This is a genomic window from Mesorhizobium sp. WSM4840 (assembly GCF_055811755.1).
In genome coordinates this window covers 56,860-75,838 of record NZ_JBVVQD010000001.1, presented here as the reverse complement: position 1 = coordinate 75,838, position 18,979 = coordinate 56,860, and the positions used below count along the sequence as shown (strand labels likewise).

The 18,979-nt window shown below is 60.8% G+C and carries 21 protein-coding genes; 12 read left to right on the top strand and 9 right to left on the bottom strand.

The genetic code is table 11. From position 1 onward, the window contains the following. Window positions 1-36: 36 nt before the first annotated feature. Complete coding sequence (locus tag AC0L3I_RS00405; protein WP_473525602.1) at window positions 37-243, bottom strand: hypothetical protein; 207 nt, start codon at window positions 241-243, stop codon at window positions 37-39. A 236-nt stretch (window positions 244-479) separates the two neighbouring features. Between AC0L3I_RS00405 and AC0L3I_RS00400 the strand changes: the two genes are divergently transcribed. Next, window positions 480-983, top strand: a complete 504-nt coding sequence (locus AC0L3I_RS00400; RefSeq protein ID WP_473525601.1) for a hypothetical protein — start codon at window positions 480-482, stop codon at window positions 981-983. A 91-nt stretch (window positions 984-1,074) separates the two neighbouring features. Here the strand turns inward: AC0L3I_RS00400 and AC0L3I_RS00395 are convergent, their stop codons facing one another. After that, a complete protein-coding gene (locus AC0L3I_RS00395; RefSeq protein ID WP_473525600.1) occupies window positions 1,075-1,545 on the bottom strand; it encodes a cupin domain-containing protein in 471 nt (156 codons plus the stop codon). Between the two features lie 64 nt (window positions 1,546-1,609). After that, a complete protein-coding gene (locus AC0L3I_RS00390; RefSeq protein WP_473525599.1) occupies window positions 1,610-1,948 on the bottom strand; it encodes an ATP-dependent DNA ligase in 339 nt (112 codons plus the stop codon). A gap of 279 nt (window positions 1,949-2,227) precedes the next feature. Between AC0L3I_RS00390 and AC0L3I_RS00385 the strand changes: the two genes are divergently transcribed. Next, entirely contained in the window at window positions 2,228-2,422 is a 195-nt protein-coding gene (locus AC0L3I_RS00385; RefSeq protein ID WP_473525598.1) for a hypothetical protein, read from the top strand. A gap of 191 nt (window positions 2,423-2,613) precedes the next feature. On the opposite strand, the gene AC0L3I_RS00380 is transcribed toward AC0L3I_RS00385, so the two are convergent. Beyond that, on the bottom strand, window positions 2,614-2,970 hold the full coding sequence (locus AC0L3I_RS00380) for a hypothetical protein (protein WP_473525597.1): 357 nt from the start codon (window positions 2,968-2,970) through the stop codon (window positions 2,614-2,616). Next, window positions 2,967-3,803, bottom strand: a complete 837-nt coding sequence (locus AC0L3I_RS00375) for a hypothetical protein (protein WP_473525596.1) — start codon at window positions 3,801-3,803, stop codon at window positions 2,967-2,969. Before AC0L3I_RS00375 ends, AC0L3I_RS00380 begins: the two co-directional genes overlap by 4 nt. A gap of 367 nt (window positions 3,804-4,170) precedes the next feature. Here AC0L3I_RS00375 and AC0L3I_RS00370 point away from each other — a divergent pair, with 367 nt between their 5' ends. Both AC0L3I_RS00370 and AC0L3I_RS00365 read left to right on the top strand, forming a co-directional pair. Next, window positions 4,171-4,752: a VOC family protein gene (locus AC0L3I_RS00370; protein WP_473525595.1), complete on the top strand. Its 582-nt coding sequence runs from the start codon at window positions 4,171-4,173 to the stop codon at window positions 4,750-4,752. 28 nt (window positions 4,753-4,780) lie between these two features. Continuing rightward, window positions 4,781-5,671, top strand: coding sequence for a glutathione S-transferase family protein (locus tag AC0L3I_RS00365; protein ID WP_473525594.1), 891 nt, complete (start codon window positions 4,781-4,783; stop codon window positions 5,669-5,671). Between the two features lie 465 nt (window positions 5,672-6,136). Here the strand turns inward: AC0L3I_RS00365 and AC0L3I_RS00360 are convergent, their stop codons facing one another. After that, a complete protein-coding gene (locus tag AC0L3I_RS00360) occupies window positions 6,137-7,021 on the bottom strand; it encodes a hypothetical protein (protein ID WP_473525593.1) in 885 nt (294 codons plus the stop codon). Between the two features lie 469 nt (window positions 7,022-7,490). On the opposite strand from AC0L3I_RS00360, the gene AC0L3I_RS00355 reads away from it, so the two are divergent. After that, complete coding sequence (locus AC0L3I_RS00355) at window positions 7,491-7,862, top strand: hypothetical protein (protein WP_473525592.1); 372 nt, start codon at window positions 7,491-7,493, stop codon at window positions 7,860-7,862. 112 nt (window positions 7,863-7,974) lie between these two features. Here AC0L3I_RS00355 and AC0L3I_RS00350 read toward each other — a convergent pair whose 3' ends face one another. Both AC0L3I_RS00350 and AC0L3I_RS00345 read right to left on the bottom strand, forming a co-directional pair. Further along, on the bottom strand, window positions 7,975-8,211 hold the full coding sequence (locus AC0L3I_RS00350) for a hypothetical protein (protein WP_473525980.1): 237 nt from the start codon (window positions 8,209-8,211) through the stop codon (window positions 7,975-7,977). A gap of 375 nt (window positions 8,212-8,586) precedes the next feature. Then, window positions 8,587-8,949 carry a hypothetical protein gene (locus tag AC0L3I_RS00345; protein ID WP_473525591.1) on the bottom strand — a complete coding sequence of 121 codons (363 nt, stop codon included), beginning with the start codon at window positions 8,947-8,949 and terminating at the stop codon, window positions 8,587-8,589. A gap of 777 nt (window positions 8,950-9,726) precedes the next feature. Between AC0L3I_RS00345 and AC0L3I_RS00340 the strand changes: the two genes are divergently transcribed. The 6 genes from AC0L3I_RS00340 to phoB all read left to right on the top strand — a co-directional run bounded on the left by AC0L3I_RS00340 (window position 9,727) and on the right by phoB (window position 16,125). After that, entirely contained in the window at window positions 9,727-10,731 is a 1,005-nt protein-coding gene (locus tag AC0L3I_RS00340; protein WP_123150221.1) for a PstS family phosphate ABC transporter substrate-binding protein, read from the top strand. A 119-nt stretch (window positions 10,732-10,850) separates the two neighbouring features. After that, window positions 10,851-12,239, top strand: a complete 1,389-nt coding sequence (pstC, locus tag AC0L3I_RS00335; protein ID WP_473525590.1) for a phosphate ABC transporter permease subunit PstC — start codon at window positions 10,851-10,853, stop codon at window positions 12,237-12,239. Next, the gene (gene pstA, locus AC0L3I_RS00330; RefSeq protein WP_473525589.1) at window positions 12,232-13,845 is read left to right on the top strand and encodes a phosphate ABC transporter permease PstA; all 1,614 of its coding nucleotides are present in this window, start codon (window positions 12,232-12,234) and stop codon (window positions 13,843-13,845) included. Before pstC ends, pstA begins: the two co-directional genes overlap by 8 nt. A gap of 12 nt (window positions 13,846-13,857) precedes the next feature. Beyond that, window positions 13,858-14,673 carry a phosphate ABC transporter ATP-binding protein PstB gene (gene pstB / locus AC0L3I_RS00325; protein ID WP_473486931.1) on the top strand — a complete coding sequence of 272 codons (816 nt, stop codon included), beginning with the start codon at window positions 13,858-13,860 and terminating at the stop codon, window positions 14,671-14,673. 38 nt (window positions 14,674-14,711) lie between these two features. Then, complete coding sequence (gene phoU, locus AC0L3I_RS00320) at window positions 14,712-15,419, top strand: phosphate signaling complex protein PhoU (protein ID WP_123150226.1); 708 nt, start codon at window positions 14,712-14,714, stop codon at window positions 15,417-15,419. A 16-nt stretch (window positions 15,420-15,435) separates the two neighbouring features. Continuing rightward, a complete protein-coding gene (gene phoB, locus AC0L3I_RS00315; protein ID WP_123150227.1) occupies window positions 15,436-16,125 on the top strand; it encodes a phosphate regulon transcriptional regulator PhoB in 690 nt (229 codons plus the stop codon). A gap of 196 nt (window positions 16,126-16,321) precedes the next feature. On the opposite strand, the gene AC0L3I_RS00310 is transcribed toward phoB, so the two are convergent. Beyond that, complete coding sequence (locus tag AC0L3I_RS00310; RefSeq protein ID WP_473525588.1) at window positions 16,322-17,569, bottom strand: ROK family protein; 1,248 nt, start codon at window positions 17,567-17,569, stop codon at window positions 16,322-16,324. 267 nt (window positions 17,570-17,836) lie between these two features. Here AC0L3I_RS00310 and xylF point away from each other — a divergent pair, with 267 nt between their 5' ends. Next, window positions 17,837-18,877, top strand: coding sequence for a D-xylose ABC transporter substrate-binding protein (gene xylF, locus AC0L3I_RS00305; RefSeq protein ID WP_473525587.1), 1,041 nt, complete (start codon window positions 17,837-17,839; stop codon window positions 18,875-18,877). The last annotated feature ends 102 nt before the right edge of the window (window positions 18,878-18,979 follow it).

Here is an 18,979-nt window from a genome sequence, read left to right as displayed (position 1 = left end):
ACATGAGGCACCGCTCCACAGTGGCGCCGGCCACCTTCAGCCCCTTCGTTCGAAAGTTGGCTTCCAATCGCGATTGCGCGCCCGCTGCTGGCCTTCGTAGTCAGGGATGCATGTGAAGAACACCTGCCGGCGGACACGGCCGGCAGCCTTGCAATTCGTCGATTTGCAGCACATCGGATGCCCGCAATTGACATAGATGGTTTCGCGGGCGGCCAGGGTGTCGGCGAGGGTCTTTTGGGGCATGGCGATCTCCGTTGAAGGGCTCGCCGCAACGGGGAGGAATATAATCCTGAAAGCGAGGGCGTCGGCAATAGGGGACGCCCACTCTTTGCTTTTGGGTTGATATTAGCTCAGGGCCCTCATTTTCTTTCGGCCGGACTCTTTGCAACCTTCTCGCTATCTTGTGCGGCAACGGCGCGGCCTTCTTAAAGCATCCGCTTCATCGGCTCGTTGCGTTTTTCGTCAGTGTGAGCACGATAATGGAACGTCCAAAATCCGTATCGGAGATGATCGAGCGCTACGACAGCGATTTTTACGAGCCGATAGGGCGCTTGATAATGCAGTTTGGATTTCTGGAATTCCATATCGATCATTGGCTGTCCGCGCTTGGCGCCGACCAACCGAAGCTGCGGAAAGCGAACAACTTGAATAACAAAATCACTCTGTATGGTCAGATCATCGACCAACACACCACCGAACCGAATGACTTTGCCGAGCGCGATCGCCTCGTCCAGCAGATGCGCGAACTCAACACGTTTCGCAATCGTGTCGTTCACGGTCCGTGGAGCGCATACCTCGTAGAAAAGAAGGCTTGGCAGAAACTCTCATTCAACCGGCAAAATGCAACACACCAATTCTTTGAGGTGACTGCCGATGAAATTCGGGCGGCTGCTAGCGACCTAGCGAAAATCCAGGTAGAGGCGTCTCACTTTGCCTTTGGCTTTCTAGCGGTGAAAATCCAACGCTTGGTACCCACGGCCTGAGTCCCGCTTTGGGTACCCACTTCAACCTGCCCTCGGCAATGGCACCCCGCCGCCGAGCGCGGCGGGGCAGGTTCGATTTAAGCCGTCGTAGCTATTGCGTCTTTCGAGGATCGTCCGCCGGATTGATGTACTTGATGCTCCACGGGCCATTATTGGTGAGTTGGAGCACCGTCTCCTCGTCGAAGTAAGCAAAATGCGCCGTGTCGGGCGGCAAAGCGAAGAAGCCGCCCGCAGGAATTGCTTTGGCGGCGCTCCGGTCGGCGGTCTCGCCCATGCCAAGATTAATGGTCCCCGATATTACTGTGTCAACCTCAAGCCCTGGATGCGTGTGCGGCGCGATCGCATACCCAGCCGGCAATTTGAGCCGAAGGGCAAACGGACCTTCCTTGGTCGGATCGCCGAACAAGACTGCCGCCTCTGCTCCGGCAGGGAGCGTTTTTGGACCCGGGCCCCACTTAACCTCGTTGGGAGTGATCACAGTGTGCGCATCCTCTGCCGAAGCAAAGGAGGCGATTCCGCAGGATACGATCCAGCCGATTGCAAGTAGCGATGCAATTTTCATGGTAACCTCCCGTCTAGCCGCGCTACCCATTCCGGCCGCGTGCCGGGGTGGGCTCGCCAAACATTCAGATTAGGTCCGCGAGCCACGTCTTGGCAAGCATGTCGCGCAAGTCGTGGCCGTTGAGATGCAGCAGATCGAACGCGACGAAATAGAGGTCGTGCTGGCGCCTGGTGATTGCCTTGCGCAGTGCGGCAAAATCCGAAAGGCCAGCCTCATTCAAGACGACGACTTCGCCGTCGATGATGGCATTCTCGACGTCCAGCGTTCGCGCCGCCGCAGCTAGGTCGCGGTATTTGGAGGTCCAGTCGAGCCCGCGGCGGGTGAAAATCCGAGCGCCGCCGGCGTCGATGATGATCTGGGAGCCGGTAGCCGTCGAATTTGACTTCGTGAGTCCATCCGTCACCTTGGGGCGGCTTAGCTACCAGGGTCGGCATCATCGGAGGAATAAATTGTAGCCGGCCGCCGGCACTCACTCTTTTAGGCACCAAATTGACTCTAGGCTCATCCGATTTGACAGCCAGGGGAACGGAACGTGACCATTTTACTAAATTAGTAATGATGCATGAAACGGCTTATTATTCGTCCCAGCCGGCGGACACGCCCAAACCCCCGCCGGTTAGGCCCGGCGGTCGATTGCCTACTCCGCAGCGGCTGTCGGGCCGACCATCTCAGCGAGAATGCAGTGGAAGCGCCAGAGACGATCCAAGACGCCTGGGCCGCGCTCAAGCTGGTTCGCATGGCTATTGAACAGACCTGCCCGGCTGGTGTGCTGCCGAGCGAAGAAGCTGTCTTGCTGCTCTATGGTCCCGAGCCTATCCACGAGGGCGAAGCACTCGCGAAGGCAATCATTGAGACCGTCGAAAGGCTAAACCGGTAACGGCTATGGAGAAAGCCCGCGCCTCTGGCGGAGAGCGCGGGCCCGATCGGGTTAGGGTCCCGATCTGCAGCGAGCAGGCGAGAGGGGCGTGCCCGCCGCTCACAGACAATCATTAGCATGTGCTAATGTTCCACTTGAGAAACACACCCGCTAGAAATCTTTATCTGGCCTCGATAGGCGCGAGAATCGCGTCAGGGTCGAGGCCAAGAGCCGTGACTAGCAGGATGGGCGTCCGGGTCGTCGCAGTAGACCTCGGGTCGATCGGGAGCAAACCAGCGGGCGAAATAGACCGGGTTTTGCGTCAAGGCGGCGTAGGCGGAAGCCATCTTGCCAGCTTCGATGATACGAGCCTGCACAAGCGATTTCAGAACTGTCTTACGAGGCGGCGGCGTTGGCTCTGGGCCGGTGAACTTCTCACCATCGAATGAAAAGCCGGCGAAAACATCGTCGGGAACCTTTGTCCATCCCGGCTCCGCGCCGCCTTCGAAATAGGGCAGATCGTACGAAATCGAATCCACAACGCCATCAATGATGCGGGCGTATTTCATGTCGTCCTCCAGAATTTCACCCGGGCGTAGACTTCTGTTCCCTGCGAAAGAGCCAGGCCAAGGCCGTTCGCGGGGGCGGTCGAGGCGTAGTACTGGATCGCAAAGGCCTTGCTGGCGACGACCGGCGCGCCGCCTGTCGATGTCGCACCTGAGCTTGGCCCGTTGTTTCCGTTACCCAGCATACCCATCCCGGCGGTCGTGCCATCGGTGATGTTTTGCAAGCGTGAGCCGAAACTACCGATGGTATAGGATCTAATCTCCCATTCGACCCAACCATCAACAGTCGGAGTGATCTGGTCGGAGGAGATTGATACCAGGCCTGACGGGTCGCGAACTTCGGTGTTGAGAGCATGCGTCGTCCAGGTCGTAGCAACCGGCGTTCCGCCCCCTGTCCCGGACGACTTCTGATCCTCCATAACTGCATCAGGAGTGCCGCCGACACGAGCCGAGCCGACATAAAAGCCGCCTGAAGCGGTTACCTTGTCGCTGTCATCGATCGTGACACCCGACGTCTGGGTTGCGCCCTTTGTGCCGTCAAAGCGCGGGACAGTGTTGTCAACGGTCGTCGCCGGCCCCTTGGCAAAAACAGCTTGGGCTGCGCCATCGCCAACCACTATTCGATTATCGTCGCTATCCCACTGGATATCGCCTTCAGCGGTCGGCGTCGGTGCTGTGCCCTGCTTCAGGGTCAGCGTGGCGGATGCAATCGTACCGCCATTAATCGTCGGGCTGGTCAGCGTCTTGTTGATCAGCGTCTGCGTGTCGGTCAGCGTGACGAAGCTGGAATGGTCCGTCGCATCGAAGGTTACAGCAATATCGTCAGTGCCAATCACCGGCTCATCGGTCGTAAATATAAAAATCCGGTCGGCATTGACCGCCCCGAGCTGGGTGCGAACCGTCGTGCCCTTCTGCAGGGACGAGACTGGCTTTCGTAGACGCCCTCTCACGGCGGGAACAGGGTTCGATTCCCCTTGGGCGTACCAACGATTTCAAAATATTTGCCTACACGAGCATTGCCCTCGGTCACGGCCGGCGTCGCCGCTTCTGGCGCGGCGCCCTCAATTGAATTAGCATCGCGTCATGTTACGGGGGCCAAGGGTCCAGGACGGTGCGTAGAACGCCGCCGGGGACGAATCCGTCGCGCGGCGAATAGATCGATGGTCGTTCCGGGACGAGAAGATCGTAGGGAGAGAGGGCCAAATGCAGAAATTGCAATCGCAGGGTGTCCATCACATCACGCTGGTCGGCGCCGGGCGCCAGACTTCGATCGATTTCTGGGAAGGCGTGCTTGGCATGCCTTTTATCTTCGAGCAGCCCAATCTCGACAAGGCCAGCGAAAGCCATCTCTATTTCGATCCGGGTGACGGCCGGCTGATCACCATCTTCACCGACGAGAGCCGCACGCCGGTCAAGCGGCGCACGCCGACCGATACGGGCTGCGTCCATCATATCGCGTTTGCGGTGTCGCGCGTCACCTTCCTGCAGGCGGTCGCCCGGCTCGACGTGCGCGGCATCAAGCACAGCGGCGTCAAGGATCGCGGTTTTATGGATTCAATCTATTTCGAGGATCCGCTCGGCCTGCTGATCGAGCTCGCCTCCTACCGTTTCGAGCCGCCGGCGGGCTTCACCCATGCCGATGTGCTGATGCAGGCGCACAAGATCCGCGTCGCGCGCAGCGACTACGCAATAGCCGAAGTGCATCTTGCCGACGCGATCCAGGCGCTCGTCGAGCGCTCCCGCGCGACCTTGTCGGAGGACCGGGCGCCGAAAAATCCATACTGACGACAGGCCAAACAAAAGGGAGGACACAATGGCAAAGACGACAACGAAGAGTGCGAAGAAGCCGGCCGCCAAGGCCGCTACGAAACCAGCTGCCAAGGCCGCGACAAAGCCTGCAGCCAAGGCGTCGAAAGCTTCCGCCGAGCCGGCAGCGAAAGCCGCCGCAAAGCCTGCAGCCAAGGCATCCGCGAAATCCGCGCGGAAGACCAAGGCGAAATCAGGCAAGAAGCCCGCGCTGACGCTCAGCATGCTGAAGCCGAGCGTCAACAATATGAGCGTTCGGGTGTTTGCACGCGCGGCCGGGCTCGATCATTCCGAGACCGACGTATGGGGCCACACGCGCTCGCCTGAATACATGGCGCGAAACCCGGCCCATCTCACCCCGATGATCGAGGACAAGGGCTTGCCGAGAGGCGTCCTGTGGGAAAGCTGCGCCATTATGCAGTATCTCGCCAACAAGCATGGGCTGGAGAAATTATATCCCAAGGCGCCGGCCAAGCGGGCAATGATCGACAGCGCCATGTTCTACCTGATCGGCACGCTCTACCCCTATGTGGCGCGCGCCACCTATCCTGCGCTGAACTTCCCGCAATATGCCGGCGAGGTTGGTCACAGCGACGCCGACCCCGACAGGAAGTCGGAAGCCCAGAAGGCCGCGGCGGCCGCAATTGCCGAGCCGCTGGAGGTCTTTCACAGCTTCTTCAGGAACGGCAAGCCGTTCATCGGCGGCAAGAACCCGTCGATCGCCGACATCCGCCTGGCGGCGACGCTCGAATTCCTGGCCGTCATCGACTACGCGCTGCCCCAATGGGCAAAAGATTACATGGCGGCGATCGAGAAGAAGCTCGGCAAGGCCTACGCCGAGCCGGCCGCCGACGTGCGCGGCTATATCGCCTATGTGAAGTCGCAGGCCGGGGCGTGAGGCTTTCGCTCTAACGGTTTTGCTTGCCCAGGCCGACCTAAACCGATGCCGAAGGCCCGCCGCCTTTTACGGGACGTAAGAATGTTTGAAGCGTCGACGACGAAGCCACGATTGACCTGGAGGCAGCGGTCCTGATGATCAGGCCTGCGCGGGTGGCGTCCATGGAAGGGACTGTATATGACCCGCAAACTACCCTTATTCGCCGCGTTCGGTCTGGCGCTTGCTGCCCTGGCGGCGTGTGACCAAACTCAATCGGGAGGAACGCAGGCGACGACCGCTGGCCAATTGCCGCCACCTCCAGCCGCCACGATGACGCCGGCACCCGCAACCCCGCCGCCAGCTCAGACCGCCCCTGCTCAGTAGCGATTGTAGGTTCAAAAAATGGAACCCTCGCCGGAGGCGGGGGTTCGCTTTCGGCATTGCGGCCGCAAATCGTCGCGGCCTGATTGATGCTGCGCTTGTCGTTCAGGGACCGAATATCACGAGCTCGGTGAACGTCAGATCTCCTAGCGAGGGTGGTCTGGGGCCCTTGAAGTACTTCAGTCCTCTGTTGGGGCGGTACCACCCGAACAGGCCCGCAATCGGTCCCTTGGCGTCGACGACGCAAAGCAGGATGCCGCTACGCCAGAGAAAGCGCCCGATGGCACGGGCGCACCGGCTCAAATCTGCGAGAGAGCGGCAATAGACGATCTGATAGGATGGGATAAGACCGCGCAATATCCGGCGCGGCATCAATACGAAGGGAAACGCCGCTCCGTCGCAAATGCAAATCAATGACAGGCAGCCCAGCGCGGCGTGTTCCGAGAGTATGTATCTCTCACTGTCGGACAGCATCGCCATTTCCGCAAGATCGGGACGAGCTTTGAGCACGCGACATGACCGCTGCACCGAACTAAAAGCCGGCAAGAAGGCAAATTGTCCGCTGGAAAAGAGGCGAAAGCCGAGCGCCAAATTGTGCTTTAATGTAGCAGGCGCCGGCGAAACGTTCGTGTAGGTCACGTCCCTTTGCTTGAGAATCGTCGTAATCAGCTTGATGGCATAGGGGCGGAATTCTTCATCGACGGACCAGCTCGAAAGGTTGCAGCGGATTTCGTCGCCTACCTGCCTGCGATAACGGGTATAAAGGGTCAGCACGACGCCGACGATCCGACCAGTCTTCTCCAAAGCAAAGCCGTATTGTTGGCATTCGGCGATAGCAGGCCGCTGCGACAATCGGGTCAGCGCTTGTATCCAGTAACTCCGGTCACGCTCCGGAAAGCCCCGGCACAGGCAGTCGATCACTCCTTCCCAATCGGCTTCGCGAATTGGTCGACAGCGAACGCCGGGGGGGAGAGTGCCGAGTACGGCCATAAATCGACTTCCGGAATACGATAGTTGCTTAGATATGCCTCGCGCGCCAACATGTTGGTGCACAACGATTAATAGTCTGTGCCGCATTTAAAGACGACTTTCCGCACTCATCACCAAAACGCAGATCAGATTGGCCATGCCGCGTCGACGAGCAGCTCCCCGTCAGCTAAGGATTCGTTAACCAAATCCCTATCTACTGCTTGGCAATTCACCTCCAATTCGTGACCACGGATGTACTGGCGCGGTCGAGGTGGAAGGAAAGGTCGGCCATGTGCCGGCCTTTTTGTTTCGTTTCAAGGGCTATTGTTTCCCGGGAAGCTGCGGCCTGACATTCGCGATTGTCGTTTAGCATCAAGCCTTCAAAACATCTGGCCTTTGCAAAACATCTGGCCTTTGCAAACATATTGTCTTCGCCGCCATTGTCCGTACCATATTGCTGTGCGGGCGAGGCGGAGGACGAGGACTTGCAATGAAACGCACGACAGGACTGTCGGTGATTGCCGGCTCGATATTGGCAGGCGCCAGCTGTCAATCGAATGCCGCATCGCTGAACACCATGGACGATGTCGGGGCTGCGATCCACGCGTGCTGGACCCCTCCGGCGAATGCCGGGAATTCAACCGTCACATTGAGTTTCAGTTTCAAGCGCAACGGCACGCTGATCGGCCCGCCCAGGCCGACTGCCATGAATGTGACCGGCGACGCGAAGGCACGGCAATCCTTTGTCGATGCAGCGATCGCCGCCCTGGAACGCTGCTTGCCGCTGAGCTTTTCGCCGGCGTTCGCCCAAGGGATTGCAGGCAGCGTCTTCACCCTGCAATTCGGCTCGCCCAAACAGTAACCGGGCGTCATCCCAGGCAAAGCCCGCTCGTTTCCGGGCGGGCAAATTTCAGCGAAGCGTTGCTAGGCAGCGTCACCTCAAGCGATCGGGCCGGTTCTAGGTTCACGAGATGTCAGTGTTGGGCGCGTCTCGCATTGACATGGCGTGCCAATTCCGGCGTCTCGAAGACGTAGTCCCTCCAGGCCGATTCCGGAATCTGGCCGGCCAGATAACATTCCAGCAAAAGACTTTGCTCAGGACTGAGAGGTCTCGGCGCGCGCTCATGGTCCAGTCCCAGCGAGTGAAACAGATTTCTGGGCGAGTGAAACAGATTTCTGGTCAGGCCCGAGACAGTGAAGTGAATCGACATATGCGGTCTCCTTTTGACCATCCAGCGCATGACCCAAAAATCGGGATCAACCTTCGCTACGCTGCCCTTCGGTTCGGCAAGGACCATGCGCCAAACGAACGTCACAGCGGCCCTTTCTGCGTCCAAAGAAACGCGCGGCGCCGCAATACGGACGCGCGCCGTTGGGCCGTTTAACGTCGAAGGCGGGATAAGGTTTCAACGTGGCTGGCGGTAACACCGGATTGATCGGGGCGCCGGATCGATCTGGCAGCCCGAAACCCACCAGTCAGTTCATGCTTTCGGCGATCGCGTGCGCGTCTGACCGAACCGCTGCGTCAGGTGCGCAGCAGCGTTTGAGGAGGGATATTTGGCTGCCACCGTTTGAATGCCGGCCGGCTATTCGCAGACCATGCGGACCCGTTTTCCGGGTTGGCTGACGTTCCTGCAGGTGAGCGGTTTTGTCGGCTCGGATGACGGCGTCGGCGGATCGTTGGAAATCCTCCGGGTGTGCCTTCTCGGCGCCACGGGAGTCTTGATACCGGAGGCTGTCGCCCTTTTCGGCGTTTCGGGCGCCACAGGAAAGACATCGGTCTGCAGCAACTGCGGCTGTTCGGGCTGCGCCTGCTGCGGCGGCCTGTCCCAGAACCGCCGGACATCAAGCGGCCTCGGAATGACGACGGTGCCGTCGTAGCTGCGCGAGCAGCCGCTCCCCAACAGCAGCATCGGGCACAGGAAAAAAGGCAGGATCCGTCCCAACATCGGCAACACCCTTGCGGGATTTATAACGCGGCTTCGGTTCTGCCGACAACCGTCGGAATACACCGGGGCAAAGCTAGCGCATGACCCGGAGAATCGGAATCGATTTCGCTGGGGATCATGCGCAAAATCAAAGTGCCGCAATGTCCCTAGACTAGCGCGACCGGAGGCGGGCATGGACGATTGCCTGCCCAAGCCCATCAGCCCCAGGGCCTTGCTCGAAAAGGTCGAGCGCTGGCTCGGCGCGGACGGAGAAATCCAGCGCAACGCGGGATTGGCATCCCCGTCAGGCCGTAGAGTTCAGCCGCGATTCGGCGACGCGTTGCGAGCAAGACTATGGTGCGATCGCACCATACCAAAGCGTGCGTCCGGTTGGGACAATAAGCGCATTCGAGTTCCGCCCCTCCGGTTACGGGCGGGAGCAGCGACCGCCGGCAAGAAGCAGGGTCAGATTTACCCCAACGGACCTGTTTCGGCGATGGCGCGGCCATGACCTCCTTGGCCGCATGCAACGCGCTCCCGCCCGGATTTTCTTTTTCGGCGCCAATTGTTCGCCTGTCGAGGGCAAATGTCGGCCGGAAATCGTGCAAGCTGCTGATTCCAGCGGCAAACCACGGCTGTGCCGGCGAGACCCGCGGCGCTTCCTTTTCGACACGGCAGTGCCGCGTTACCGGGCTGACATCAAACTGTCATGTGACTGTAATAATCGGAGGCTATTGGCCTCAGCGGGCGCCGAAGGAATGGCGCCGAGAGACTATTTTCCGAACAGGAGCAGGCCACATGAAGAAATTCCTCCTTACGGCGTCGGCCGCGGCGCTTGCGCTCGCCGCGTCGGCTGGTTATGCCGCCGCGCGCGACCAGATTCAAATCGTCGGTTCGTCCACAGTGTTCCCCTTCACGACGGCTGTTGCTGAAAAGCTCGGCCAGAGCGGAAAGATCAAGACCCCGGTCGTCGAGTCGACTGGCACCGGCGGCGGCATGAAGCTGTTTTGCCAGGGCGTCGGCGAAAATACCGCCGACTTCACCAATGCCTCACGCGCCATCAAGGACAGCGAACTTAAAACCTGCAAGGCAAACGGCGTGACGCCGGTCGAGATCAAGGTCGGCTTCGACGGCATCGTACTGGCGAACTCGAAGGCAGGGACTGTCGTCGATCTGACCAAGGAGCAGGTTTTCAAGGCGCTCGCCAAGAACGTCGCCGTTGACGGCAAGGTCGTCGCCAATCCCTACGTGAACTGGTCGGATGTCGACGCGTCGCTTCCCGCGACAAAGATCGAGGTGCTTGGCCCCCCGCCCACGTCTGGCACGCGCGATGCGTTCGTTGAACTCGTCATGGATGCGGCCTGCCAGGAAGAAGTGAAGGCGGCTAATGAAAAGGGCTGCGGCGAGATCCGCGAAGACGGCGCTTTTGTCGAGGCAGGCGAAAACGACAATCTGATCGTCCAGAAGCTGGAAGCCAACCCCAATGCCTTCGGCATCTTTGGCTTCTCGTTCCTTGACCAGAACGCCGACAAGCTGCAGGGCCACAAGGTCGACGGCGTCGAGCCGACCTTCGAGAACATCGCATCCGGCGATTACGGCGTTTCCCGCTCGCTCTATGTCTATGCCAAGAAGGAGCATGTTGGCGTCATCCCCGGCATGCAGGAGTTCATCGCCGAGTACACCTCGGAAGGTGCATGGGGTCCTGATGGTTATCTGGCCGACAAGGGCCTGATTCCGCTGCCGGACGCCGAGCGCGCCAAGTGGGCCGAAAACGCCAAGGCCCTGAAAGGCATGGGCTCCTGATGTTTCGGGGTCAGGGCGCATATCCGCTCTGACCCCTCATGCTCTAAAAGCCCAAAGCGCGGGACCAAGGTCCCGTGCTTTGAGCCGGTGAATGACCGGCGGTCGAGGGGACGTCCTGAATGGTCGGTTATCTCGTTATTCTACTGTTAGGTCTGGCCGCTGCGGCCTATTGGATCGGCCGGACACGCGCAATTGCCAGTGTCAACGGCGACGTCGCGCGATTGCATTCGCTGCCTGGCCAACATGGCATGTTTCTGGCGCTTTTTGCTGCCGGTCCCGCGCTGCTTGCGATCGTGTTGTGGTCGCTGGTGACGCCGGGAATTGAATCGTCGATCATTGCCGACCGCTTCTCCTCCGAGTTGTCGGGAATGGGCGTTCCGCAGGTCGAAGCTTTCATCCGCGACGCTCGCGCGATGGCCTTTGGCGGGCTTGTCGGCTTCGCCGATCCGACGAAAGAGGCAGCCGCGGCCGTCTACAAATCGATCCATACGACCAGCACCTGGATCATCTGGGCCGTCGCGTTCGTGCTTTCCGCGTCCGGATTTTACTGGGCCTATTCGCGCATCGCCCAAGCCTACCGGGCGCGCCACGTGGTCGAGCGCGTTCTTCGCGCATTCTTGATCGCCTGTTCGGTGGTCGCAATCCTGACGACGATCGGTATCGTCCTGTCGCTTATCTTCGAATCCCTGCGGTTCTTCCAACAGGTGCCGTTCTATAAGTTCCTGTTCGGCACGCACTGGTCGCCGCAGAGCGCCTTCACTGGTGCGGGGACGGAAGCCGGGGCGGTCAACCAGGACATTTTTGGCGCGGTGCCGCTCTTTGCCGGCACGTTGCTCATCACCTTCATCGCTATGCTGGTGGCCGCACCTATCGGGCTGATGGCTGCGATCTACCTTTCGGATTACGCCTCCAAAAGCGTCCGCGCGGTGGCAAAGCCGGTACTGGAAATCCTCGCCGGCATTCCGACCGTCGTCTACGGCTTCTTCGCCGCGCTGACGGTTGCGCCCTACTTCCGCGGTATGGGCGAAAGCCTGGGCCTCAGCGTCGCGTCCGAATCCGCGCTCGCGGCAGGCGTGGTCATGGGTATCATGATCATTCCCTTCGTTTCCTCGCTTTCCGATGATGTGATCAATGCCGTTCCACAATCCCTGCGAGACGGTTCCGCCGGCCTCGGCGCGACCAAGTCGGAAACCATCCGCAAGGTGGTCCTTCCCGCTGCCCTTCCGGGCATCGTTTCGGCGATGCTGCTCGCCGTCAGCCGCGCAATTGGTGAAACAATGATTGTGGTTATGGCGGCGGGCCTGGCGGCAAACCTCACGGCCAACCCGCTCGAAGCGGTCACCACCGTGACGGTGCAGATCGTGACGCTGCTTGTGGGCGATCAGGAATTCGACAGCGCCAAGACGCTTGCAGCCTTCGCACTCGGCCTGGTGCTGTTCTGCATCACGCTTACCCTCAACATCGTCGCTTTGCGCGTCGTCCAGAAATACCGAGAGCAATATGACTGATGCGATCGCGTCATTCGGCGCCGGCCGGCGGCCGGTCAGCGTTCATACCGACGATGCCGCGAAGGCGCGGCTGAAGGGTCGTTACCGCACTGAAACGTGGTTCAAATGGCTTGGCGCCGCAGCCGTCGCGTTGGCCGGCTTATTTCTTGTGCTGCTCCTGTCGACGATCGTCACGCAGGCGATCCCGGCGCTGCGGCAGAACTATCTGACGCTGCCGATCGATCTTTCGGCGGCCAAGGTCGACCCGGCGAAACTCGACGCCGCCAACTACGACGCCATCGCTCAGGAAGCGCTTACGGCAAAATTTCCTGATGTGACGAGCCGTCAGGACAAGCGCCTGCTGCGCGGACTGATTTCCACCGGCACAGGCGTCTTCCTGCGCAAAGATATTGCGGCTGATCCGGGGATGCTCGGAGGAACGGTGGACTATGCGGTTCCACTTGACGATTTTGCCGACCTTTATCTCAAGGGGTTGCTTGCCGACGTCGGTTCGGACGAAGCGATTTCGACAAGCGTCACCCCTTCGGAAACCAGCGGCGACATCGATCTGACCTTCGGCGACGACGCCATGCTGACGCTGGCGCGTGGCAATGGTGCGACCGAGGGCGAAAACGGTATGCTCACGCTGACGAGCGGCGCGTCGTCGCTGCTGGTCGCGTTCAATGGCGGTACGGTCAAGCTGACCGCGCTGTCGCCTGGGGCCAACGGGACGGCGGTCGCAAAGGGCACGGTGATCGAGGCGCTAGACAGCACGGCGCCCGCCGCGAGCGGCCAGGCATTCCTGCGCGTCATCGACACGCCGGAAGCATCGCGAAAGATTTCCGACAAGATGATCGTCTGGCTCGACACGCTGAAGAGCGCCGGCCTGATCGAAAGCCGGTTCAACTCGATCTTCTTCTTCACCGGCGCAAGCCGCGAGCCGGAACTGGCCGGTGTCTGGGGCGCGGTCGTCGGATCGTTCCTGACCATGATCGTTACGCTCGCCATCGCCTTCCCGATCGGCGTTTCGGCGGCGATCTATCTTGAGGAATTTGCCCCCAAGAACCGGCTGACGACGATCATCGAAGTGAATATCAACAATCTGGCGGCGGTGCCTTCGATCGTCTTCGGCCTGCTTGGACTTGCCGTATTCCTGAATTTCTTCGGCATGCCGCGCTCAGCCCCGGTGGTCGGCGGCATGGTGCTGGCGCTGATGACCCTGCCGATCATCATTATCGCCTCACGCGCTTCGCTGCGCGCCGTGCCGCCGTCGATCCGCGAGGCGGCGCTTGGCATCGGAGCGTCCAAGGTCCAGACCGTATTCCATCACGTCCTGCCGCTGGCGATGCCGGGTATCATGACCGGCACCATCCTCGGAATGGCGCATGCGCTGGGTGAAACCGCGCCGCTGCTGATGATCGGCATGGTCGCCTTCATCGTCGACATTCCCGGCGGCTTCACCGATCCCGCGACGATCCTGCCGGTGCAGATATTCATGTGGGCGGATTTCCCGGAAGCCGGGTTCCAGCAGAAGACTTCGGCGGCGATTTTGATTTTGCTGCTTTTTTTGGTCATCATGAATGCCATCGCGGTGATACTGCGCAGGCGCTTCGAGCGGCGCTGGTAAGGAGTAGAGGATATGAACATCATGACGGAAGCCGGCGTCGAACAGAAACTGAGCAGCGGAACCATCGCCCCTTCGATCAAGATGAAGGGCGACAAGGTCTCTGTTCATTACGGCGAGAAGCGAGCTCTGTTCGACGTGGATCTCGATGTCCGCGAGAACCAGGTGACGGCGTTGATCGGCCCATCGGGCTGTGGCAAGTCGACCTTCCTGCGGTGCCTGAACCGAATGAACGACACCATCGATATCGCGCGGGTGAGCGGCAAGATCACGCTCGACGGCGAGGATGTCTACGACCCGAAGATCGATGTCGTCGAGCTGCGAGCCCGCGTCGGCATGGTATTCCAGAAGCCGAACCCGTTTCCGAAGTCGATCTATGAAAACGTCGCCTACGGTCCGCGCATTCACGGCCTGGCCAGGAGCAAGGCCGAGTTGGACGGCATCGTTGAATCGAGCCTGAAGAAGGCCGGCCTGTTCAACGAGGTCAAGGATCGCCTGCTCGAGTCGGGTACCGGTCTCTCCGGCGGACAGCAGCAGCGCCTGTGCATCGCGCGCGCCATCGCCGTATCGCCGGAAGTGATCCTGATGGACGAGCCCTGTTCGGCGCTCGATCCGATCGCCACCGCCCGCGTCGAGGAACTGATTGACGAACTGCGCCAGAACTACACGATCGTCATCGTCACCCATTCGATGCAGCAGGCAGCGCGCGTGTCGCAACGCACGGCGATGTTCCATCTCGGCTATCTGGTCGAGGAGGGCGCGACCGACAAGATGTTCACCAACCCCGACGACAAGCGCACCCAGGACTACATCACCGGCCGGTTCGGCTGAGCGGTCCGGCGGCGAATTTCGAACACGAGGACAGTATCATGGGTGAACACACCGTCGCATCTTTCGACGAGGAACTGGAGCACATCGACAGGCTGATCCGCGATATGGACGAGCTCGCCGCCGCGATGGTCGCAGCCTCGATCCGCGCGTTGCTTGCATCAGACAATGCGATGGCGCAGCGCGTCGTCTCGGACGACGCCATCATGGATGCGCGGCAGCGCGAACTCGACGATAGTGCGATCACGCTGATCGCCAAGCGGCAGCCGATGGCGCAAGATCTGCGCGCCGTGGTTGGCGCAATCCGCATGGCCGGCGATCTCGAGCGCATCGGCGACCTGGCCAAGAACATAGCCAAGCGGGTCAGCGCAGTCGGGCAGAGCGCCACGCCGCGTAATCTCTCGCACGGTATCGACGCGATGGCGGATCTCGTTCTTGTGCAGCTCCGCGGCGTGGTCGAGCACTATGTGTCGCGCAATGCCGGCGCGTTGAAAGAACTGCGCGCCGACGACCAGAAGATCGACGTGAAATACACGGCGGTTTTTCGCGAACTCCTGACCTACATGATGGAGGATCCGCGCAACATCACCGCCTGCACGCATCTTCTGTTCTGCGCCAAGAATCTCGAGCGTATCGGCGATCACGTCACCAACATCGCCGAAAACGCCTACTATGTCGTGACCGGGCAGCAATTGCCGGCGGATCGCCCGAAGCTCGACGAAACGACGATGTCGGCGCCGGCGACATGACGGGGGTGACCGGTCGATGATCGCGCCACGCATCATGGTGGTGGAGGACGAAGAGCCGCTGGGCGTCCTCCTCCGCTACAATCTGGAATCCGAAGGCTATCAGGTCGAGGTGGTGACGCGCGGCGACGAGGCCGAAATCCGGCTGCAGGAAAACGTGCCCGATCTTCTGGTGCTCGACTGGATGGTGCCGGCGGTTTCCGGCATCGAGCTTTGCCGACGCCTTCGGATGCGCCCCGAAACCGAGCGGCTGCCGATCATCATGCTGACCGCACGCGGCGAGGAGAGCGACCGGGTGCGCGGCCTCTCGACAGGGGCCGACGACTACCTGGTCAAGCCGTTCTCGACACCGGAATTCATGGCCAGGATCAAGGCGCTGCTGCGCCGCGCCAAGCCCGAAGTGCTGTCCAGCGTGCTGAAGGTCGGCGACATCATGCTCGATCGCGAATCGCACAGGGTCTATCGCAAGAAGAGCGAGATCCGGCTCGGGCCGACCGAATTCCGGCTGCTCGAATTCATGATGCGGCACCCAGGTCGGGTCTTCTCGCGCAGCCAGTTGCTCGATAATGTCTGGGGCGAGACGATCTACATCGACGAGCGCACGGTGGACGTCCATGTCGGCCGGTTGCGCAAGGCGGTCAACAATGGGCGCATGCCCGATGTCATCCGCACCATCCGCGGTGCGGGCTATGCGATCAGGGAAGACTAGCTGATATTCAGGTGATGCCGGCCTGCGACCGGCGATTTCCTGCGCTTCCGGTACTTACCCAAAAGTACGCTCCGTTCCGGTTCTCGGAACTCGCCCAGTCTGGTCGCTTCGCGCCCGTCTTCGAGCCCGGCGCGGCCTGACCTGAATCTCAACACATCCCCAAGTCGCATTCCGCCTTTGTTCCTTGCCTTCGGACTCACGCCACGTCCTTCCTGATCGTGCCGGACTTCCCTTGCGCGCCCGGCGCGAAAATCTCCTGGTCGACGAAGCTCAGCGCTCGCAAGGCGCAGCCTTCGCGGATCAGCGGCAGCTCGTTCGTCTCGGTGTCGAAGGAAATCGAACCCGAATGCTGGCCGCCGGCGGTCTGGGCGATGGCCTCGCGCAGGGCCGGCTCGATCAGGTCGAAGGCGGCAGCGCTGGCGCCGACCATGGCGACCGGCGCCGGATCGATCAGCGCGAACAGGCTGCCAAGCCCGAAGCCGAGCGCTTCGCCGGCCTTGCGGTAGGCTTCGCGCTCCGGTCCGTCCGTCTGGCGCGCCCGGGCCGCCAGTGCCCGCATCTCGGCGTCGCTGACATCGGCGACCGGCTCTGCGTTCTCGCTCAATTGCCTTGCGTTGCGCCAGATGGCGTAGTTGCCGGCATAGGCCTCGACGCAGCCGCGCCGCCCGCAGCGGCAAAGCGCGCCGCCCGGCCGATGAATCATGTGGCCGAATTCGCCGCCCGAGGAATGGGTGCCGGTGAACAGTTCGCCCTTCAGCACCAGCCCCATACCGATGCCGTGCGAGAGCAGGATGGCGATGAAATCGTCGCGATAGCGATCCGGGTCGCGCCAGCGCAGCGCCACGGCCATCATGTTGCAGTCGTTCTCCATGATGGCCGGGATGCCGAACTCGCGTTCCAGAATGTCGGCGAAGGCGATGTTCGTCTGCGGCGTGATCGGCGACCACAACATGGCGCGCGCATGCGAATCGGTGATGCCCTGGATCGCCAGCGCGATGCGGGCGACGCTTTGGACGTCGAGGTCGGGGTCTTCGATCCGGCGCCGCACGATGGCGACACATTCGTCGATCAGCTCGTCGCGCGACATGGTCAGCGTGTCCAGCCGGCGCTGTTCCTCGGCGACCACCTGTCCGGCATAATCGATGACAGCGACCGACAGGAAATTCAGCGACAACACGACCGCCAATACCGCAGCGGCTTCCGGTTTGAGGCTGAGGCCGACCTGCGGTCGGCCGCGTTTCATCGAAACGGTCTCGCTCGCCTTGCTCTCGGTCAGGATGCCTTCCTGGATCAGGTCGGAAGAAATCGCCGATATGGTCGAATGACTGAGGCCGGTGGTTGCTGCGATCTCGGTCCGTGACGGCTGGCCGGCCCGGCGTACGGCCGAAATCACCATCGCCCGGTTGCGCCGGCGCAAATCGTCATGGCGGATTCCAACCGACATTTTTTTGCTTCCTCCCTATTGCCGCGGCCGCTCATGAACCGGAAGCCGTCAGTAATGTCCGACAAATACTGGCAGAAGCAGAAGGGCCTGTCATTGTTTATTCCGAGGCTCGAAAAAAAGCCGGCAGGCCAACAAAATCCATCAGAATTGGTGTTGACAGTGCTTCGGCGTTGGACCAGTATTTTTTCGAGGCTCGAAAAAATAGGAGCCTTTGTGCCGGCCTTCGGGCCAGTTGGTCGCGCCGTACGCGGCGCAGGGAGGAAAATCATGAAGAGATTCACAGCCGCCATTCTGGCGGGGGTCGCCATGTCGCTGACGCTCGCGTCGGTCGCACAGGCCAAGGACAAGGTCATTGGCGTTTCGTGGTCGAACTTCCAGGAAGAGCGTTGGAAGACCGACGAAGCCGCCATGAAGTCGGCGATCGAGGCCGCCGGCGACAAGTATATTTCCGCCGATGCACAGTCCAATCCCGGCAAGCAGCTGACCGATGTCGAGAGCCTGATCTCGCAGGGCGCCAACGCGCTGATCATCCTTGCGCAGGATGCCTCGGCCATCGGGCCGGCGGTGCAGAAGGCGCTGGACGAAGGCATTCCGGTCGTCGGCTATGACCGGCTGATCGAGAACAAGGACGTGTTCTATCTGACCTTCGACAACCAGGAAGTCGGCCGCATGCAGGCCCGCGAAGTGTTCAAGGTGGCGCCGGAAGGCAATTACGTCTTCATCAAGGGCTCGGGCGCCGATCCGAATGCCGATTTTCTGTTCGCCGGCTCCATGGAAGTGCTCAAGGACGCGATCGACAGCGGCAAGATCAAGAATGTCGGCGAGGCCTATACGGACGGCTGGCTTCCCGCCAACGCTCAGAAGAACATGGAACAGTTCCTGACCGCCAACGACAACAAGGTCGATGCCGTGGTTGCTGCCAATGACGGCACCGCTGGTGGCGTCGTCGCGGCGCTGACGGCGCAAGGCTTGGCCGGATCCGTCCCGGTGTCGGGCCAGGACGGCGACCATGCCGCGCTGAACCGTATCGCGCTCGGCACGCAGACCGTATCAGTATGGAAAGACGCGCGCGAGCTCGGCAAGAACGCTGCCGAGATCGCCTCGCAGCTGGCCGACGCCAAGCAGATGACAGACATTGCGGGCGTCAAGGACTTCGCCACGCCGGGCGGCAATGTCGTCAAGTCGCTGTTCCTGACGCCGATTGCCATCACCAAGGACAATCTCAACGTCGTCATCGACGCGGGCTGGATCAAGAAGGAAGAGGTCTGCGCCGGCGTGGCAGCGGGCACCGTCCCGGTCTGCAACTGATCCGGCCTTCGCAAGAAGCCTGAAACGCCGCGGCTTCACGCCGCGGCGTTTTTTCAGAAAGAATTGTTTTTCCGCTTCTCGCGGCTAACTTCCAAGCTGCTT

What these genes read in the sequence shown, in the direction of transcription:
- pstA (WP_473525589.1), top strand. Translation starts at nt 12,232, where the DNA reads ATGACTGATGCGATCGCGTCATTCGGCGCCGGCCGGCGGCCGGTCAGC.
- phoU (WP_123150226.1), top strand. Translation starts at nt 14,712, where the DNA reads ATGGGTGAACACACCGTCGCATCTTTCGACGAGGAACTGGAGCACATC.
- AC0L3I_RS00360 (WP_473525593.1), bottom strand. Translation starts at nt 7,021, where the DNA reads ATGGCCGTACTCGGCACTCTCCCCCCCGGCGTTCGCTGTCGACCAATT.
- AC0L3I_RS00395 (WP_473525600.1), bottom strand. Translation starts at nt 1,545, where the DNA reads ATGAAAATTGCATCGCTACTTGCAATCGGCTGGATCGTATCCTGCGGA.
- pstC (WP_473525590.1), top strand. Translation starts at nt 10,851, where the DNA reads ATGGTCGGTTATCTCGTTATTCTACTGTTAGGTCTGGCCGCTGCGGCC.
- xylF (WP_473525587.1), top strand. Translation starts at nt 17,837, where the DNA reads ATGAAGAGATTCACAGCCGCCATTCTGGCGGGGGTCGCCATGTCGCTG.
- AC0L3I_RS00405 (WP_473525602.1), bottom strand. Translation starts at nt 243, where the DNA reads ATGCCCCAAAAGACCCTCGCCGACACCCTGGCCGCCCGCGAAACCATC.
- phoB (WP_123150227.1), top strand. Translation starts at nt 15,436, where the DNA reads ATGATCGCGCCACGCATCATGGTGGTGGAGGACGAAGAGCCGCTGGGC.
- AC0L3I_RS00350 (WP_473525980.1), bottom strand. Translation starts at nt 8,211, where the DNA reads ATGTCGATTCACTTCACTGTCTCGGGCCTGACCAGAAATCTGTTTCAC.
- AC0L3I_RS00310 (WP_473525588.1), bottom strand. Translation starts at nt 17,569, where the DNA reads ATGTCGGTTGGAATCCGCCATGACGATTTGCGCCGGCGCAACCGGGCG.
- AC0L3I_RS00340 (WP_123150221.1), top strand. Translation starts at nt 9,727, where the DNA reads ATGAAGAAATTCCTCCTTACGGCGTCGGCCGCGGCGCTTGCGCTCGCC.
- AC0L3I_RS00355 (WP_473525592.1), top strand. Translation starts at nt 7,491, where the DNA reads ATGAAACGCACGACAGGACTGTCGGTGATTGCCGGCTCGATATTGGCA.
- AC0L3I_RS00400 (WP_473525601.1), top strand. Translation starts at nt 480, where the DNA reads ATGGAACGTCCAAAATCCGTATCGGAGATGATCGAGCGCTACGACAGC.
- AC0L3I_RS00370 (WP_473525595.1), top strand. Translation starts at nt 4,171, where the DNA reads ATGCAGAAATTGCAATCGCAGGGTGTCCATCACATCACGCTGGTCGGC.
- pstB (WP_473486931.1), top strand. Translation starts at nt 13,858, where the DNA reads ATGAACATCATGACGGAAGCCGGCGTCGAACAGAAACTGAGCAGCGGA.
- AC0L3I_RS00345 (WP_473525591.1), bottom strand. Translation starts at nt 8,949, where the DNA reads ATGTTGGGACGGATCCTGCCTTTTTTCCTGTGCCCGATGCTGCTGTTG.
- AC0L3I_RS00380 (WP_473525597.1), bottom strand. Translation starts at nt 2,970, where the DNA reads ATGAAATACGCCCGCATCATTGATGGCGTTGTGGATTCGATTTCGTAC.
- AC0L3I_RS00365 (WP_473525594.1), top strand. Translation starts at nt 4,781, where the DNA reads ATGGCAAAGACGACAACGAAGAGTGCGAAGAAGCCGGCCGCCAAGGCC.